A 16,817-nucleotide genomic window follows, 5' to 3' on the forward strand; every position below is an offset into this window, starting at 1 on the left:
TACTGAGGAGCCCATGGCCCATCAGATTGATAAAACCGCACTTGTCATGCACTCCGCTGAACGCATGTTCCATCTGGTCAATGATATTGCCCGCTATCCCGAGTTCCTGCCCTGGTGTGCCGGGGCCGAGGTCCACGACCGGGGCGAGGAACAGGTGACGGCCTCCCTGGAAATCGCCAAGGGCGGTATCCGCCACCGGCTGACCACGCGCAACCAGCTGCTGATGCCCGAAGCCATCGAGATGAACCTGGTGGACGGGCCGTTCCAGAATCTGACCGGTCGCTGGCATTTCAAGGCGCTGGACGACAATGCCTGCAAGGTCATCCTGACCCTGGAGTTCGAATTCTCCGGTTCCCTGTCCCGGATGACGTTCGGGCCGGTATTCTCCCAGGCTGCCAATACCATGGTGGATGCATTTTGCCGCCGGGCCGACGAACTGTATCGGGGAGGAAACTGATGATTCAGGTAGAAGTGGCCTACGCTCGTCCGGACAAGCAGGAAATCGTGCCGGTGACGGTGCCGGAAGGCACGACCGCGCTGGAGGCGGTGAAACTCTCCGGGATTGCCGACATTTTTCCGGAGGTGGATCCGGATTCAACTGACATGGGTATCTTTGGCAAGGTGATCAAGGATCCGGGCGCCCATGAATTGCGTGAAGGCGACCGTGTGGAGATTTACCGGCCCCTGAAAATAGACCCGAAGCAGGCGCGCCTGAATCGGGCAAAGAAGAAGAGCGCCTGAACGAGATTCAGTAGGCGGGGGTTTCCTCAAGCAGCTTGGCTTCATAATGGGAAAAGCTATCACCGTCATAGTAGACGATGATGCGTTGCTCCCGGATGTCGCCGCCCCTTCGCTGGAATGTGTAGACGTAGTATTCCCGGGAGAGGTCCACCGGGTTGATTGTCAGCGGTGTGCCAAGCAGCGCGTGGACCTGGCTCCGCGGCATGCCGGCGTTCAGTGAAGTCAGCTCTTCATCGGTCACAATGTTGCCCTGCTGCACATTGATCTTGTACACGCCGGGAAACACACATCCGGTCATAAAGAGAGTGAGAATGAGAGCTGTGAGCTTTTGCATCGCCGGGGGAAATCCTCTATCTTGAAATCGCCTGCCAGAGGCAGGTGTGACACGGGTTGACCGTTAAATGGCGGCTTCATCATACCGGAAGCCGTGAGGCACACCAAAGAGCGAATAGTAACATGTCATCTGAAAACGCCGAATTACGAAAAGTCGGTCTGAAGGTCACTCTGCCACGGGTCAAGATCTTCAATATTCTGGAGAAGGCAGAAGAGCACCACCTGAGTGCCGAAGACGTGTACAAGAAGCTGCTTGAGCAGGGAGATGACGTGGGGCTGGCAACCGTCTACCGGGTGCTGACCCAGTTCGAGGCGGCTGGCCTGGTACTGCGGCACAACTTCGAAGGCGGTCATGCGGTCTTCGAGATGGCGGGCGATGATCATCACGACCACATGGTGTGCACCCAAACGGGTGAAGTCATCGAGTTCGTGGACGAGGTGATCGAGGAGCGCCAGCAGAAGATCGCCAAAGAACATGGCTATGAGATCGTGGATCACAGCCTGATTCTCTATGTGAAGCCGATCAAGGCCAAAGAAGGCGAATAAGTAGCGGACGAAAAAAAGGGGCAGGTGTATCAGCCTGCCCCAAACAGCTCTCAGGATCGAGAGGGGTAGAGGTTCTGGTTCGCCGTCAGTGGTGGGTCGCCTGCCCCTTGGAAAACATCTCCCGGGCGTGGGCAATGGTCTGCTCGGTCATGTCCACACCGCCCAGCATTCTCGCCACTTCACTGATTCTTCCCTTGTCATCGAGTGCCTCGATTTTCGAGAAGGTCGCGTCTTTTTCCGTAAATTTGCTGACAAACAGGTGCTGATGGCACTGCGCTGCCACCTGGGGCAAGTGGGTTACGCACAGCACCTGGCCGCTGCTGCCAAGGCTGCGTAGCAGCTTGCCGACCACTTCCGCGGTGCCACCACCGATGCCGACATCCACTTCGTCAAACACCAGGGTGGGCGTGGTTGAGGTCTGGGCGACCACCACCTGGATAGCCAGGCTGATCCGGGACAGTTCACCACCGGAGGCTACCTTGGCCAGGGACCGTGCCGGCTGCCCCGGGTTGGCGCTTACCAGGAATTCGATGTCTTCCATGCCGTGGGGTGCAGGTTGTTCGTCACTGTTGCGGTTCAGGTGGGTGACGAACTGTACTGACGGCATACTCAGCTGGGCCAGTTCTTCGGCAATGCGCTGATCCAGCTCCACGGCGGCCCTCTGCCGGGCTTCGGTGAGCTGGCTGGCCAGTTCGTCAAAGCTGGCGCGTTGTTTCTCCAGTTCCGATTCCAGTTGCTCGAGGCTGCCTTCGCCACCGTCGAGTTCGGCCAGCTCGCTACTCAGGCGCTCGTGCAGTTCTGGCAACTCTTCCGGGGTGATGCGGTGTTTGCGAGCCATCTGGTAGATGGCGCTCAGGCGTTCCTCCACCTCGGCGAGGCGGGCCGGGTCTGCTTCGTAATCCTCCACAAACCTGCGCAGGTTGTCGCCGGCTTCGGACACCTGGATCTGGGCCTCGTTCAGCATCTGGATGGTGTCCGCCAGGGCGGGCACCTCCACCGGCAGCTGTTCCAGTTGTTGCAGGGCCTGGCGGATCAGGTCCGAGGCACTGGTTTCCTCCTCGGTACAGAGCAGGGCGGCCTGGTGGCTGCTGTGCAGCACCGAATCCGCCTGGCTCAGCTGCGCCTGTTCCTGTTCCAGGGCGTCCTGTTCGCCGTCTTCGAGGGCCAGCCGGTCCAGTTCTTCCACCTGGTAGCGCAGCAGTTGTAGCCGGGCTTCGGCTTCATCAGCGTTCTGTTGCCGCTCGGTCAGGCGCTGTCGGGTCTGGTGCCAGGCTTTCCAGGCCGTCCGGGTATCGGTGGCCAGGGTTTCGATGCCGGCGAACTCGTCGAGCAGTTTGCGGTGGGTTTCCTTGCGCAGCAGGGACTGATGCTGGTGCTGGCTGTGGATATCCATCAGCAGACCGCCGAGTTCCTTCAGGTGTGCCAAGGGGCAGGGCTGGCCGTTGATATAGGCGCGGGAGCGGCCGTCCTTGCTGATTACCCGGCGCAGGATGCAGTCGTTGTCATCGTCCAGCTCGTGCTGGTCCAGCCACTCCACGGCTTCGGGAATGTCGCTGACGTCGAAGGTGGCGGTGATATCCGCCCGCTTGGCGCCATGACGGACCGCCCCGGCATCCGCGCGTCCGCCCATAGCCAGTCCGAGAGCATCAAGGACGATGGACTTGCCCGCACCGGTCTCCCCGGTCAGTGCCGTCATGCCCTTGTTGAACTGGAGTTCCACTCTTTCGGCAATGGCGTAATTGGAAACCGTAAGTTGTGTGAGCATGGATAACCTCCGCTCCCGATTCAGAATCCGTTGTTGAGTGCTCGGCGGTGCCTGTCTGGAATACTGGTTTTACATACAGTGACTGTGAATATATACAGGGTTTTTCCTGTTTGCAAACTGACCGGCGGGAATTTCTTAACGAATACGGAGCAAAATGGTTGAAACCGGCCGAGTGGGCCCCATATCCGTTCGCAAATACAGTTTTCCGGCTCGCTTCGGCCGGGAGCACATTTCAATCGGCCGTGTTGTCAGGCCGCTGGAGATCTAGCAGGAGAAGTCATGAGCACTGACGAGAACCGCAACGAACAGGCAGAGGAACTGAAGGAAGCGACCGAGGCGGCCGCCGAGGAAGCGCAGGCAGCCGGGGAATCCGACCCGGAAGGCGAGGAGGTTTCCGAGGTGGAAGCGCTCAGCGCCCAGGTCCAGGAGCTCAAGGACCAGATGCTGCGCACCCAGGCGGAAATGCAGAATGTGCGTCGCCGCTCCGAGATCGACGTGGAAAAGGCCCACAAGTTCGCTCTCGAGAAGTTCGTGAAGGAGCTGCTGCCGGTGGCTGACAGTCTGGAGAAAGCGGTGGAAAGCACCGAAGGCCAGGAAAACTCCGGTGAGCTGGTGGCTTCCATCCGCGAGGGTGTGGAAATGACCCTCGACCTGTTCCTCAAGAGCCTGGCGAAATTCAATGTCGAGCAGCTGAACCCGGTGGGTGAGCCGTTTGATCCGCAGCAGCACGAAGCCATGTCCATGGTGCCGGCGCCGGATGCCGAGCCCAACAGTGTGGTCAATGTTGTACAGAAGGGTTACCTGCTCAACGGCCGTGTGGTGCGTCCGGCGATGGTCATTGTGGCCAAGGCCGAGTAACGAAAAATTCGCCGGCAGGCTTGAAAAGCCGATTAAAGCGCCAATATAGCGAGTAAATAGCGAGAAGCCGGGGGCGACATACTCCGGGAAAGCATTCAGAAGATTTGGAGTGATTCGATGAGCAAGATTATTGGTATCGACCTGGGAACCACAAACTCCTGTGTGGCCATCATGGATGGTGACAAGGTAAAGGTAATCGAGAACGCCGAGGGTGATCGCACCACCCCGTCCATCATTGCCTACACCGATGATGGTGAAACCCTGGTTGGCCAGTCTGCCAAGCGTCAGGCGGTAACCAACCCGAACAACACCCTGTACGCCATCAAGCGTCTGATCGGTCGTCGCTTTGAGGACGACGTGGTCCAGAAGGACATCAAGATGGTGCCCTACAAGATCACCAAGGCCGACAATGGCGACGCCTGGGTTGAAGTGAAGGGCCAGAAGATGGCGCCGCCGCAGGTGTCTGCAGAAGTTCTGAAGAAGATGAAGAAGACTGCAGAAGACTACCTGGGCGAGAAAGTGACCGAAGCGGTTATCACCGTGCCGGCCTACTTCAACGACAGCCAGCGCCAGGCCACCAAGGACGCCGGCAAGATCGCCGGTCTGGAAGTGAAGCGGATCATCAACGAGCCGACCGCAGCGGCCCTGGCCTATGGCCTGGACAAGAAGAGCGGCGACCGCACTGTCGCAGTCTATGACCTGGGTGGTGGTACCTTTGACCTGTCCATCATCGAAATCGCCGACGTGGACGGTGAGCACCAGTTCGAAGTGCTGGCTACCAACGGTGACACCTTCCTGGGTGGTGAAGACTTCGACCTGAAGATCATCGAGTACCTGGCAGACCAGTTCAAGAAAGACAGCGGCATCGACCTGCGTGGTGATTCCCTGGCGATGCAACGCCTGAAGGAAGCTGGCGAAAAAGCCAAGATCGAGCTGTCCAGCAGCCAGCAGACCGACGTGAACCTGCCGTACATCACTGCAGATGCGTCTGGTCCCAAGCACATGAACGTGAAACTGACCCGTGCCAAGCTGGAATCCCTGGTCGAAGACCTGGTTCAGCGCAGCCTGGAGCCATGTAAAGTGGCTCTGAAAGATGCCGGCATGAGCGCGAGCGAAGTTGATGAGGTTATCCTGGTTGGTGGTCAGACCCGTATGCCGCTGGTACAGGAGAAGGTGAAGGAATTCTTCGGCAAAGAAGCACGCAAGGACGTTAACCCGGACGAAGCCGTGGCCATGGGTGCTGCTATCCAGGCGGCTGTACTCTCCGGCGATGTGAAAGACGTTCTGCTGCTGGACGTAACCCCGCTGACCCTGGGTATCGAAACCATGGGTGGCGTGGCGACTCCGCTGATCGAGAAGAACACCACGATCCCGACGAAGAAGTCGCAGACCTTCTCCACAGCGGAAGACAATCAAACTGCCGTGACCATCCATGTGGTACAGGGTGAGCGCAAGCAGGCGTCCGGGAACAAATCCCTGGGCCGCTTCGACCTGGCAGATATCCCGCCGGCGCCGCGCGGTGTGCCGCAGATCGAAGTGACCTTCGACATCGACGCCAACGGTATCCTGAATGTGTCCGCGAAGGACAAGGCCACCGGCAAAGAGCAGTCCATCGTGATCAAGGCCTCTTCCGGTCTGAACGATGACGAGATCGAGAAGATGGTGCAGGACGCCGAGGCCAATGCCGAGGAAGATCGCAAGTTCGAGGAGCTGGTCCAGGTACGCAACCAGGGTGACGCCATGGTTCACGCCGTGCGCAAGACCCTGAGCGAAGCCGGTGACAAGGTCAGCGACAGCGAGAAAGAGTCCATCGAAGCTTCTATCAAGGAGCTGGAGGAAGCGCTGGAAGGTTCCAACAAGGAAGATATCGAGGCCAAGACCCAGAAGCTGACCGAAGTGTCTTCCGAACTGGCCCAGAAGATGTACGCAGATCAGGCCGACCAGGCGCAGCAGACTGGCGGGCAGGAAGGTGCCCAGTCCCAGTCAGCTGACGACGCCGTCGACGCCGAGTTCGAGGAAGTCAAAGACGACGACAAGAAGTAAATCTGACGTACATCAGGTAGTTGGAAAACGCGGGGGCTTCCCCGCGTTTTCCGCGTTATAAATACAGGGTTTTATAGCATGGCCAAGCGCGATTATTACGAAGTTCTCGGTGTATCCCGGGACGCGGACGAGAAGGACATCAAGCGGGCGTACCGAAAGCTCGCCATGAAATACCATCCGGACCGTAACCCGGACGACGAAGACGCCGAGAATAAATTCAAAGAGGCCAGCGAAGCCTACGACGTACTGGCGGATTCCAGCAAGCGTGCCGCCTATGACCAGTTCGGCCACGCCGGCGTTGACGGCCAGGCCGGAGGCGGCTTCGGCGGCGGTGGCGCCAGCTTCTCCGACATCTTCGGCGATGTGTTCGGAGACATCTTCGGCGGCGGTGGTCGCGGCCGCAACACCCGCGGTGCCGACCTGCGCTACACCCTTGAGTTGGACCTCGAAGAAGCCGTCAAGGGCAAGAACGTCGAGATCACCATTCCCGGCCACGAAGAATGCGAAGCCTGTCATGGCAGTGGCGCCGAAAAGGGTTCCGGTGTCGAGACCTGTGGTACCTGTAAGGGTATGGGTCAGGTGCGCATGCAGCAGGGCTTCTTCGCCGTACAGCAGGCCTGCCCGACCTGCCGGGGCTCCGGCCAGATCATCAAGAACCCGTGTAAGGTATGCCACGGCCAGGGCCGGGTACGGAAAGAGAAAACCCTCTCCGTCAAAGTGCCGCCCGGTGTCGATACCGGTGACCGCATCCGCCTCTCCGGTGAAGGCGAAATGGGCGTCGACGGTGGCCCTCCCGGCGACCTGTACGTCCAGATCGCCGTGCGTGAACACTCTATCTTCACCCGCGAGGGTCGCAACCTGTATTGCGAAGTGCCCATTAGCATTGTGGACGCCACCCTCGGCGGCGAACTGGAAGTGCCCACGCTTGATGGCCGCGTGAAGCTCAAGATCCCTGCCGAAACCCAGACCGGCAAACTGTTCCGCCTGCGCAACAAGGGCGTCAGCCCGGTCCGCGGTGGCCCGGCCGGCGACCTGCTGTGCCGTGTGGTGGTGGAAACCCCGATCAACCTCACCAAGCGCCAGAAAGAGCTGCTGGAAGAATTCCAGCAAACACTGGACGGCAGCAACGGCACCCATCATGCTCCGAAGAAAACCTCCTGGTTCGAGGGTGTGAAAAGCTTCTTCGACGAAATGAAATTCTGAGCGTGAGCCAACCAAGGGAAAAGTGAACATGAGGGTAGCAATCATCGGCGCCGCCGGGCGCATGGGCAAAGTCCTGATTGAAGCCGTCGACGGCACCGAAGGCCTGGAGCTGGGTGCCGCCGTGGTCGAACCGGGTAGCAGCCTGGTGGGCGCCGACGCCGGCGAGCTCAGCGGCATCGGCAAAACCGGCGTGAAAATGGTCGGCAGCCTGGCAGACGCGAAGGACGACTTCGATGTGCTCATCGACTTCACCTTCCCGGATCTGACCCTGGAAAACGCCGAATTCTGCAAAGCCAACGGCAAGATGCTCATCATCGGCACCACCGGCATGTCCGACGCCGAAAAAGAGCAACTGGCCATGGCGGCAGAATCTATCCCGGTGGTATTCGCGCCCAACATGAGCGTCGGCGTCAACGTCGTCCTCAACCTGCTGCGCACTGCGGCCGCAACCCTGGGCGACGACTACGACGTCGAAATCATCGAAGCCCACCACCGCCACAAAAAGGACGCGCCCTCCGGCACCGCCCTGCGCATGGGCGAAGTGGTCGCCGACGCCCTCGGTCGCGACCTGAAAGAGTGCGCCGTCTACGGCCGCGAAGGCTTCACCGGCGAACGCACCCGCAAGGAAATCGGCTTCGAAACCATTCGCGCCGGCGACGTGGTCGGCGACCACACCGTCCTGTTCGCCACCGAAGGCGAGCGCATCGAAGTGACCCACAAGGCGAGCAGTCGGATGACGTTCGCAAAGGGTGCAATGCGAGCGGCGTTGTGGCTGAAGGGTAAGTCGGCAGGTTTGTACGATATGCAGGACGTACTGAATCTGAAGGGTTGATGTTGTTTGACTGCATGCTCGGAGGCGGGGGATTGGTATCTCTTTTCCGGGAATGTTGAAGGCCAGGGATGGCCTGAAACAAGCGCACATGGATGTGCTCGTAGCGGTTCCCGGAAAAGAGATACCAAGCGCCCGCCGGGCTCTCGGCCTAACCCGATTGAAGACATTTCTCGTGGACAGAAAGCGCCAAATTTCCTACAATAAGGCGATTTAACTGCACCAAGCGTAGCTTTGAGAAGCTAAAAGAGTTTTATGAAAAGCGGGACGGAGTCTCTACTCCCTCTCGCTTTTTTGCGACCTGAATTTGCGCTTGCGTTCCTGTTCGTGACGAACTTATCCGCCACTCGATGAGGATACAAGCCTTGAGCACACCAGCAATCCTTGCACTCGCAGACGGAAGCCTCTTCTACGGCACCGCCATGGGCGCTGACGGAGAAACCAGCGGCGAGGTGGTGTTCAACACCGCCATGACCGGCTACCAGGAAATCCTGACCGATCCGTCCTACTCCCGCCAGATCGTCACCCTGACGTATCCGCACATCGGCAACACCGGTGTCAACGAAGAGGATATCGAATCCGACCGCATCCAGGCCGCCGGCCTCATTATCCGGGACCTGCCCCTGCTGGCCAGCAACTGGCGCAGCCAGGGTAGCCTCCAGGACTACCTGCGAAGCAACAACATTGTTGGAATTGCCGACATTGACACCCGTCGCTTGACCCGCATCCTCCGGGACAAGGGTTCCCAGAACGGTGCCATCGTTGCCGGCGAAAATGCCACCGCCGAGCGCGCCCTGGAGCTGGCCAAGGCGTTCCCGGGACTCAAGGGCATGGACCTGGCCAAGGAAGTCACCTGTGACAAAACCTGGCAATGGAGCCAGACCGAGTGGAGCCTCGACTCCGGCTACGGTGAGCGCACCGAAGCGAAATTCAAGGTGGTGGCCTGGGATTACGGCGTAAAGCTCAACATCCTGCGCATGCTCGCCGCCCGCGGTTGCGACATCACCGTAGTGCCGGCCCAGACCCCGGCTTCCGAAGTGCTGGCCATGAACCCGGACGGCATCTTCCTGTCCAATGGCCCCGGTGACCCCGAGCCCTGCGATTACGCCATCAAGGCCATCCAGGAAGTGCTCGAGACCGAAATCCCGGTCTTCGGCATCTGCCTCGGCCACCAGCTGCTGGCGCTGGCCAGCGGCGCCAAGACCATGAAAATGGGCCATGGCCACCACGGCGCCAACCATCCCGTGCAGGATATCGCCAAGGGCACCGTGATGATCACCAGCCAGAACCACGGCTTTGCCGTGGACGAGGCAACATTGCCCGCAAACGTTGAGGCGACTCACAAGTCCCTGTTTGACGGCACGCTGCAGGGCATCCGCCGGACCGACAAGCCGGCCTACAGCTTCCAGGGCCACCCGGAAGCCAGCCCCGGTCCCCACGACGTGGCGCCCCTGTTTGACGAGTTTATCCGCCTGATGGAAACGCGATCCGCCTGACCGCGGATCGCCCCGGAAAGCTCACAGGCGCCGCGTTTTGCGCTGCAAGAATTCAAAAGTTGCTGACAGGTTTACCAAGACATGCCAAAACGTACAGACATCAAAAGCATCCTGATCCTGGGCGCCGGCCCCATCGTGATCGGGCAGGCGTGCGAATTCGACTACTCCGGAGCCCAGGCCTGTAAAGCCCTACGTGAAGAGGGCTACCGGGTCATCCTGGTGAATTCCAACCCGGCCACCATCATGACCGATCCGGTCATGGCCGATGCCACCTACATCGAGCCCATTACCTGGAAGACGGTCGAGAAAATCATTGAGAAAGAGCAGCCGGACGCGCTGCTGCCCACCATGGGCGGCCAGACCGCACTGAACTGCGCCCTGGACCTGGAAAAACACGGCATCCTCGAGAAGCACGGCGTCGAGATGATCGGTGCCAACGCCGACACCATCGACAAGGCCGAGGACCGGGACCGCTTCGACAAGGCCATGAAGAAGATTGGCCTGGAGTGCCCGCGCGCGGCGATCGCCCACTCCATGGACGAAGCCTGGAAAGTGGCCGAGGACATTGGCTTCCCGTGCATCATCCGTCCGTCCTTCACCATGGGTGGTTCCGGTGGAGGTATCGCCTACAACAAGGACGAGTTCGAGGAAATCTGTACCCGCGGCCTGGATCTGTCCCCGACCAACGAACTGCTGATCGACGAGTCCCTGATCGGCTGGAAAGAGTACGAGATGGAAGTTGTCCGGGACAAGAACGACAACTGCATCATCGTCTGCGCCATCGAGAACTTCGATGCCATGGGCGTGCACACCGGTGACTCCATCACCGTGGCCCCGGCCCAAACCCTCACCGACAAGGAATACCAGATCATGCGGAACGCCTCCCTGGCGGTCCTGCGTGAGATCGGTGTGGAAACCGGCGGCTCCAACGTCCAGTTCGGTATCAACCCGGATACCGGTCGCATGGTGGTCATCGAGATGAACCCGCGGGTGTCCCGTTCCTCCGCCCTGGCCTCCAAGGCCACCGGCTTCCCGATCGCCAAGGTGGCGGCCAAACTGGCGGTGGGGTACACCCTGGACGAGCTGCAGAACGAAATCACCGGCGGTGTCACCCCGGCCTCGTTCGAGCCGTCCATCGACTACGTGGTCACCAAGATCCCGCGGTTTACCTTCGAGAAATTCCCCCAGGCCGACGCCCGCCTGACCACCCAGATGAAATCCGTGGGTGAGGTCATGGCCATCGGCCGCACTTTCCAGGAATCCCTGCAGAAAGCTCTGCGTGGCCTGGAAGTGGGCTCCGAAGGCTTCGACGAGAAACTCGAGGACCTGGATTCCGAAAACTCCCGGGAAACCCTGACCCGCGAACTAAACGTGCCGGGCGCCGAGCGTGTCTGGTACATCGGTGATGCCTTCCGTGCCGGCATGAGTGTCGAGGACGTGTTCGCCCACACCAAGGTGGACCCCTGGTACCTGGTGCAGATCGAAGACCTGATCCGTGAGGAAGAGGCGCTGCGAAGTGCCGGCAAGGCCGATATCGACCAGGCTACCCTGTTCCGCCTCAAGCGCAAGGGCTTCTCCGACGCTCGTCTGGCCAAGCTGCTGGGCATCTCCGAAGTCAGCCTGCGCAAGCTGCGCCACGACCTGAACATCCGTCCGGTGTACAAGCGCGTGGACACCTGTGCCGCGGAATTCGCCTCCGACACCGCCTACATGTATTCCACCTATGAGGAAGAGTGCGAGTCTGACGCCAGCGACCGCGACAAGATCGTGGTCATCGGTGGTGGGCCGAACCGGATCGGCCAGGGCATTGAGTTCGATTACTGCTGTGTGCACGCGGCCCTGGCCATGCGTGAGGACGGCTACGAAACCATCATGATCAACTGCAATCCGGAGACCGTGTCCACCGACTACGACACCTCCGACCGGTTGTACTTCGAGCCGATCACCCTGGAAGACGTGCTCGAAATCATCTACGTCGAGAAGCCCAAGGGCGTGATCGTCCAGTACGGCGGCCAGACCCCGCTGAAACTGGCCCGGGGCCTGGAAGCGGCCGGCGTGCCGATCATCGGTACCAGCCCGGACGCCATCGACCGTGCCGAGGACCGGGAGCGGTTCCAGCAGATGATCACTCGACTGGGCCTGAAACAGCCGGAAAACGCCACTGTGCGCAGCCACGAGGAAGGCATCCTGGCGGCCCGTGAAATCGGTTACCCGCTGGTGGTGCGTCCGTCCTACGTGCTGGGCGGCCGGGCCATGGAAATCGTCTATGACGAAGAAGAGCTGGTGCGCTACATGCGCAATGCGGTGCTGGTCTCCAACGACAGCCCGGTGCTGCTCGACCACTTCCTGAATGCTGCCATCGAGGTGGACATCGACGCCATCTGTGACGGTGAGGATGTGGTCATCGGCGGCATCATGCAGCACATCGAGCAGGCCGGCGTTCACTCCGGTGACTCCGCCTGTTCACTGCCGCCGTATACCCTGTCCCAGCAGGTTCAGGACGAGATGCGCGATGCCGTGAAGAAGATGGCCATCGAGCTGGACGTGGTCGGCCTGATGAACGTGCAGCTGGCCTGGCAGGACGGGGAGATCTACGTGATCGAGGTGAACCCGCGGGCCTCCCGTACCGTGCCGTTCGTGTCCAAGGCCATTGGCGTATCCCTGGCTGCGGTCGCGGCCCGGGTCATGTCCGGCAAGACCCTGAAGGAGCTTGGCTTCACCCAGGAGATCGTGCCGAGCTACTTCGCGGTGAAGGAATCGGTGTTCCCGTTCAACAAGTTCCCGGCCGTTGACCCTATCCTGGGCCCGGAGATGAAGTCCACCGGCGAGGTCATGGGCCTGGGTGACAGCTTCGACGAGGCCTTTGCCAAGGCGGCCCTGGCCGTGGGTGAGCGCCTGCCGGACAAGGGCACCGCCTTCATGTCCGTGCGCGACGTGGACAAGCCCGGTGCTGCCAAGGTTGCCCGGGACCTAGTGGATGCCGGCTTCAAGATCATTGCCACCACCGGTACCGCCAAGGCGCTGGAAACCGCCGGGATCGAGGTTGAGCGGGTGAACAAGGTCCGTGAGGGCCGTCCGCACATCGTCGACGCCATCAAGAACGGCAAGGTGCAGCTGATTATCAACACTACTGAAGGTCGCAAGGCGATTTCCGACTCGGCGCAGATCCGTCAGTCGGCCCTGCAGACCAAAGTGACCTATACAACGACACTGGCGGGTGGCGAAGCCTTCTGCCGGGCCATCAAGTTCGGCCCGGAGCGTACTGTTCGTCGCCTCCAGGATCTACACGCAGGAAAGTAAGACTATGGCTGACAGAGTACCCATGACCAAGGCGGGTGAAGCCCGCCTCCGCGAGGAGCTTAAAAAGCTGAAGTCCGAAGATCGTCCGCAGGTGATTGCGGCGATTGCCGAAGCCCGCGAACACGGCGATCTGAAGGAAAACGCCGAGTACCACGCTGCCCGTGAGCAGCAGGGCTTCATCGAAGGCCGGATTCAGGAAATCGAAGGCAAGCTCGGCTCTGCCCAGGTGATTGACGTTACCACCATGGAGAACACCGGCAAGGTCATCTTCGGCACCACCGTGCACCTGGTGAACGTGGACACCGATGAGGAAGTGACCTATCAGATCGTTGGCGAGGACGAGGCCGATATCAAAAAGGGTAAGCTCTCCATCTCTTCCCCGATCGCCCGTGCCCTCGTGGGTAAGGACGAAGGCGATGTAGTCGCGATCCGTGTGCCGTCCGGCACCGTGGAGTATGAGATTGCCGAGGTGGAGTACATCTGAGGGTGTGAGTTGAAAACGGGGTCAGATGAAAGCGTTCATCAGACCCCAGAATCAGAGTCCGGGGTTCTAAAAAGGGTCAGAAGAAAGCTTTCTTCTGACCCCAGCTTGGCGGCCCCGGTTTGAGGTTAGGTTCAGCTCCGGGGTCAGATGAACGCCTTCATCTGACCCCATCTTCACCCCGAGCCCCGGCCCTAATCTAAGCCCCAAGCACAAAAAAAGCCGGCTACGGTCCCCCGCAGCCGGCTTTTTTTGAGCTTCGCTCAGTGCTTGTGCCGAAGCAGGTTCGACAGCTTCGGGTTCGGCTTTTTGGCCCGGCGCAGCAGGACAGCAATCTTGCCGATGGTCTGCACCACCTCGGCACCGGATGCCTCGCAAAGGGCGCTGATGGCCTCCTGGCGGGCTTCACGGTCCTGGCTTGCAACCTTGATCTTGATCAGTTCGTGATCGTTCAGCGCGCGCTCCAGTTCTTCCTGGAGTCCCTCGGACAGGCCTTTGTCTCCCACGATGATCACGGGTTTCAGGTTGTGGGCAATGGCCCGGTATTCCCGGCGCTGTTCCGGTGAAAGACTCATGATGTAATCTCTTTATAGGTGCAATTAACAAAAGGTCAGCGGCTTATTCGCTGGCATAATCGTATAATTAGCGGATTGTAACAGATCGTCCGGCCCCGCAAATGCTTGTTAACCCGTATCGACGGTGGACACAGGCGGTCTGTACCAGAAAGATTTAGAGGTAGGTTTGGCTCGGTCCAAGTCCAGCGATCGCCGGTGTGCACTTCGTTCAGGGTGATTTTACCGAGGATGAAGTCTTCGAAAGGTTGCTGGAATTGCTGGGTGACCGACAGGCGGATGTTGTAATTTCCAATATGGCACCCAATATGAGTGGTATGGTTGCGGTAGATATTCCGCGGGCGAGGTCGACTGAGATCAACCTGGTGGGGAAGGGATTCAAGGGGTGATGTGAGGTCCGGGCAGGTTAAGTTGAAGTTGGGGTCAGATGAAAGCGTTCATCTGACCCCGTCTTCGGACCCCGCCCCCGTTTTCAGGTCGACCCCGGTGGTCAGTCCTCTCTGCGGCCGCTACGGATGGGCCGTTTCTGGTGGACGAGCGTACAATTGGTGTAAGGTGTCGGAAAAGGTTGCTTTTGATAAGGCTTCCTTCAATTCACAGGTGATGATCCTTGAACGATATGGCAAAAAATCTGGTTCTCTGGCTGATAATAGCCGCCGTGCTGCTGATGGTGTTTCAGAATTTCTCTCCCACCACCACCGGCCAACAAGTCAACTATTCCCAGTTCGTGGAGATGGTCCAACAGGGCCAGGTTCAGCGGGTGACCATTGACGGTCTGGAAATCCAGGGTACCCGCGGTGACGGTTCCCAGTTCCAGACGATCCGGCCCCAGGTGTCGGATAACAAGCTGATGGACGACCTGCTCGCGAACAACGTCGAGGTGATCGGTAAGGAGCCTGAGCGCCAGAGCCTGTGGACACAGTTGCTGGTGGCGGCGTTCCCGATATTGATCATTATCGCTCTATTCGTCTTCTTCATGCGCCAGATGCAGGGCGGCGGTGGTGGCAAAGGCCCCATGTCGTTCGGCAAGAGCAAGGCGCGCCTGATGAGTGAAGACCAGATCAAGACCACCTTCGCTGACGTTGCCGGTGTCGACGAAGCCAAGGAGGACGTCAAGGAACTGGTGGACTTCCTGCGGGATCCGAGCAAGTTCCAGCGACTGGGCGGCAGCATTCCCAAGGGTGTGCTGATGGTCGGTCAGCCGGGTACCGGTAAGACCCTGCTCGCCAAGGCGATTGCCGGCGAGGCCAAGGTGCCGTTCTTCTCCATCTCCGGTTCCGACTTCGTTGAAATGTTCGTGGGTGTGGGTGCATCCCGTGTCCGTGACATGTTCGAACAGGCCAAGAAGCAGAGCCCGTGCATCATCTTCATCGACGAGATTGATGCGGTCGGTCGCCACCGTGGCGCCGGCATGGGTGGTGGCCACGACGAGCGTGAACAGACCCTGAACCAGCTGCTGGTCGAGATGGACGGTTTTGAAGGTAACGAGGGCGTGATCGTGATCGCCGCTACCAACCGTCCGGATGTTCTGGATCCGGCCCTGTTGCGTCCGGGTCGTTTCGACCGTCAGGTCGTAGTTGGTCTGCCGGACATTATTGGCCGTGAGCAGATTCTGAAAGTGCACATGAAAAAGGTACCTCTGGCAGACGGCGTAGAGCCGGTCCTGATTGCCCGTGGTACTCCCGGATTCTCCGGTGCCGATCTGGCCAACCTGGTGAACGAGGCGGCCCTGTTTGCTGCGCGCCGTAACCAGCGTCTGGTGTCCATGGAAGAGTTTGAACTCGCCAAGGACAAGATCATGATGGGCGCCGAGCGCAAGTCCATGGTGATGAGCGAGAAGGAAAAGCGGAACACCGCTTACCACGAGTCTGGCCACGCCATCGTCGGTCGTCTCATGCCCGAACACGATCCGGTATACAAGGTGAGTATCATCCCCCGCGGCCGTGCCCTGGGTGTGACCATGTTCCTGCCGGAAGAAGACAAGTACAGTCACAGCAAGCGCTTCCTGATCAGCTCCATCTGCAGTTTGTTCGGTGGCCGTATTGCGGAAGAACTGACCCTCGGCTTCGATGGTGTCACCACCGGTGCCTCCAACGACATCGAGCGGGCCACCAGTCTGGCCCGGAACATGGTGACCCGTTGGGGCCTGTCCGAGAAACTGGGTCCGCTGCAGTACGATACCGACAGCGAAGAGCCGTTCCTGGGTCGTTCAGCCGGCCAGTCACAGACCGTGTACTCGCCGGAAACCGCCCAGCGGATCGACGAAGAGGTTCGTAACATCATCGATACCTGCTATGAGACCGCCAAGCAGATCCTGGTCGACAACCGGGACAAGCTGGACCTGATGGCCGAAGCGCTGATGAAATACGAAACTATCGACCGCTACCAGATCGACGACATCATGGAAGGCCGCGAGCCGCGTCCGCCCAAAGGGTGGGGTGGCAGTGGTCCGGCCGGTGGTGTCCAGACCGGCGAGCCGGAAAAGGCTCCCGAGCCGAAGGGTTCCGATGATGGTCGCCAACCTGGTGTAGGTCGGCCGGCCGGAGAGCACTGACCCGCTCCCTGACCCACAAACAGGTCGATTTAATGCGCCGCCCGGACTCCGGGCGGCGTTTGTTTTTGGTATCGCTGAATGTTTTTCAGAAAAGGT

At 59.7% G+C, this 16,817-nt stretch carries 14 protein-coding genes and 1 pseudogene; 12 read left to right on the plus strand and 3 right to left on the minus strand.

From position 1 onward, the window contains the following. The first annotated feature begins 13 nt into the window (after positions 1 to 13). Both DET50_RS03280 and DET50_RS03285 read left to right on the plus strand, forming a co-directional pair. Complete coding sequence (locus DET50_RS03280) at positions 14 to 457, plus strand: type II toxin-antitoxin system RatA family toxin (RefSeq protein WP_113861449.1); 444 nt, start codon at positions 14 to 16, stop codon at positions 455 to 457. Continuing rightward, positions 457 to 741 (plus strand): RnfH family protein, encoded by a 285-nt coding sequence (locus DET50_RS03285; protein WP_181799917.1) that lies wholly within the window; start codon positions 457 to 459, stop codon positions 739 to 741. The genes DET50_RS03280 and DET50_RS03285 overlap by 1 nt, the downstream gene beginning before the upstream one ends. Before the next feature lie 7 nt (positions 742 to 748). On the opposite strand, the gene DET50_RS03290 is transcribed toward DET50_RS03285, so the two are convergent. Then, positions 749 to 1,075 carry an outer membrane protein assembly factor BamE gene (locus DET50_RS03290; protein ID WP_113861450.1) on the minus strand — a complete coding sequence of 109 codons (327 nt, stop codon included), beginning with the start codon at positions 1,073 to 1,075 and terminating at the stop codon, positions 749 to 751. A 122-nt stretch (positions 1,076 to 1,197) separates the two neighbouring features. On the opposite strand from DET50_RS03290, the gene fur reads away from it, so the two are divergent. After that, the gene (gene fur / locus DET50_RS03295; protein WP_113861451.1) at positions 1,198 to 1,620 is read left to right on the plus strand and encodes a ferric iron uptake transcriptional regulator; all 423 of its coding nucleotides are present in this window, start codon (positions 1,198 to 1,200) and stop codon (positions 1,618 to 1,620) included. Between the two features lie 85 nt (positions 1,621 to 1,705). Here fur and recN read toward each other — a convergent pair whose 3' ends face one another. Continuing rightward, complete coding sequence (recN, locus tag DET50_RS03300; protein ID WP_113861452.1) at positions 1,706 to 3,385, minus strand: DNA repair protein RecN; 1,680 nt, start codon at positions 3,383 to 3,385, stop codon at positions 1,706 to 1,708. A 279-nt stretch (positions 3,386 to 3,664) separates the two neighbouring features. Between recN and grpE the strand changes: the two genes are divergently transcribed. The 7 genes from grpE (at position 3,665) to greA (ending at position 13,598) form a co-directional block, all read left to right on the plus strand. Continuing rightward, entirely contained in the window at positions 3,665 to 4,243 is a 579-nt protein-coding gene (grpE, locus tag DET50_RS03305; RefSeq protein ID WP_113861453.1) for a nucleotide exchange factor GrpE, read from the plus strand. Positions 4,244 to 4,360: 117 nt separating this feature from the next. Continuing rightward, on the plus strand, positions 4,361 to 6,286 hold the full coding sequence (dnaK, locus tag DET50_RS03310; protein ID WP_113861454.1) for a molecular chaperone DnaK: 1,926 nt from the start codon (positions 4,361 to 4,363) through the stop codon (positions 6,284 to 6,286). Positions 6,287 to 6,364: 78 nt separating this feature from the next. Then, positions 6,365 to 7,489, plus strand: a complete 1,125-nt coding sequence (gene dnaJ, locus DET50_RS03315; protein ID WP_113861455.1) for a molecular chaperone DnaJ — start codon at positions 6,365 to 6,367, stop codon at positions 7,487 to 7,489. A 28-nt stretch (positions 7,490 to 7,517) separates the two neighbouring features. Then, positions 7,518 to 8,321: a 4-hydroxy-tetrahydrodipicolinate reductase gene (dapB, locus tag DET50_RS03320; RefSeq protein ID WP_113861456.1), complete on the plus strand. Its 804-nt coding sequence runs from the start codon at positions 7,518 to 7,520 to the stop codon at positions 8,319 to 8,321. A 362-nt stretch (positions 8,322 to 8,683) separates the two neighbouring features. Continuing rightward, complete coding sequence (gene carA / locus DET50_RS03325; protein WP_175497264.1) at positions 8,684 to 9,814, plus strand: glutamine-hydrolyzing carbamoyl-phosphate synthase small subunit; 1,131 nt, start codon at positions 8,684 to 8,686, stop codon at positions 9,812 to 9,814. Positions 9,815 to 9,895: 81 nt separating this feature from the next. Further along, on the plus strand, positions 9,896 to 13,114 hold the full coding sequence (gene carB / locus DET50_RS03330; RefSeq protein WP_113861457.1) for a carbamoyl-phosphate synthase large subunit: 3,219 nt from the start codon (positions 9,896 to 9,898) through the stop codon (positions 13,112 to 13,114). A 4-nt stretch (positions 13,115 to 13,118) separates the two neighbouring features. Continuing rightward, positions 13,119 to 13,598 (plus strand): transcription elongation factor GreA, encoded by a 480-nt coding sequence (gene greA, locus DET50_RS03335; RefSeq protein WP_113861458.1) that lies wholly within the window; start codon positions 13,119 to 13,121, stop codon positions 13,596 to 13,598. Positions 13,599 to 13,858: 260 nt separating this feature from the next. Here the strand turns inward: greA and yhbY are convergent, their stop codons facing one another. Further along, positions 13,859 to 14,170, minus strand: coding sequence for a ribosome assembly RNA-binding protein YhbY (gene yhbY / locus DET50_RS03340; RefSeq protein ID WP_092003891.1), 312 nt, complete (start codon positions 14,168 to 14,170; stop codon positions 13,859 to 13,861). A 185-nt stretch (positions 14,171 to 14,355) separates the two neighbouring features. Here yhbY and DET50_RS03345 point away from each other — a divergent pair. Both DET50_RS03345 and ftsH read left to right on the plus strand, forming a co-directional pair. Further along, a pseudogene (locus DET50_RS03345) lies at positions 14,356 to 14,556 on the plus strand (SAM-dependent methyltransferase); the annotation flags it as partial. A gap of 221 nt (positions 14,557 to 14,777) precedes the next feature. After that, on the plus strand, positions 14,778 to 16,721 hold the full coding sequence (gene ftsH, locus DET50_RS03350; protein WP_181799918.1) for an ATP-dependent zinc metalloprotease FtsH: 1,944 nt from the start codon (positions 14,778 to 14,780) through the stop codon (positions 16,719 to 16,721). Positions 16,722 to 16,817 lie beyond the last annotated feature (96 nt).

Source organism: Marinobacter pelagius (assembly GCF_003315345.1).
Taxonomy (GTDB): Bacteria; Pseudomonadota; Gammaproteobacteria; order Pseudomonadales; family Oleiphilaceae; genus Marinobacter; species Marinobacter pelagius_A.

Coding starts and splice junctions, on each gene's coding strand:
- recN (WP_113861452.1), bottom strand. CDS start 3,385: ATGCTCACACAACTTACGGTTTCCAATTACGCCATTGCCGAAAGAGTG.
- DET50_RS03280 (WP_113861449.1), top strand. CDS start 14: ATGGCCCATCAGATTGATAAAACCGCACTTGTCATGCACTCCGCTGAA.
- dapB (WP_113861456.1), top strand. CDS start 7,518: ATGAGGGTAGCAATCATCGGCGCCGCCGGGCGCATGGGCAAAGTCCTG.
- fur (WP_113861451.1), top strand. CDS start 1,198: ATGTCATCTGAAAACGCCGAATTACGAAAAGTCGGTCTGAAGGTCACT.
- DET50_RS03290 (WP_113861450.1), bottom strand. CDS start 1,075: ATGCAAAAGCTCACAGCTCTCATTCTCACTCTCTTTATGACCGGATGT.
- yhbY (WP_092003891.1), bottom strand. CDS start 14,170: ATGAGTCTTTCACCGGAACAGCGCCGGGAATACCGGGCCATTGCCCAC.
- greA (WP_113861458.1), top strand. CDS start 13,119: ATGGCTGACAGAGTACCCATGACCAAGGCGGGTGAAGCCCGCCTCCGC.
- DET50_RS03285 (WP_181799917.1), top strand. CDS start 457: ATGATTCAGGTAGAAGTGGCCTACGCTCGTCCGGACAAGCAGGAAATC.
- dnaK (WP_113861454.1), top strand. CDS start 4,361: ATGAGCAAGATTATTGGTATCGACCTGGGAACCACAAACTCCTGTGTG.
- grpE (WP_113861453.1), top strand. CDS start 3,665: ATGAGCACTGACGAGAACCGCAACGAACAGGCAGAGGAACTGAAGGAA.
- carB (WP_113861457.1), top strand. CDS start 9,896: ATGCCAAAACGTACAGACATCAAAAGCATCCTGATCCTGGGCGCCGGC.
- dnaJ (WP_113861455.1), top strand. CDS start 6,365: ATGGCCAAGCGCGATTATTACGAAGTTCTCGGTGTATCCCGGGACGCG.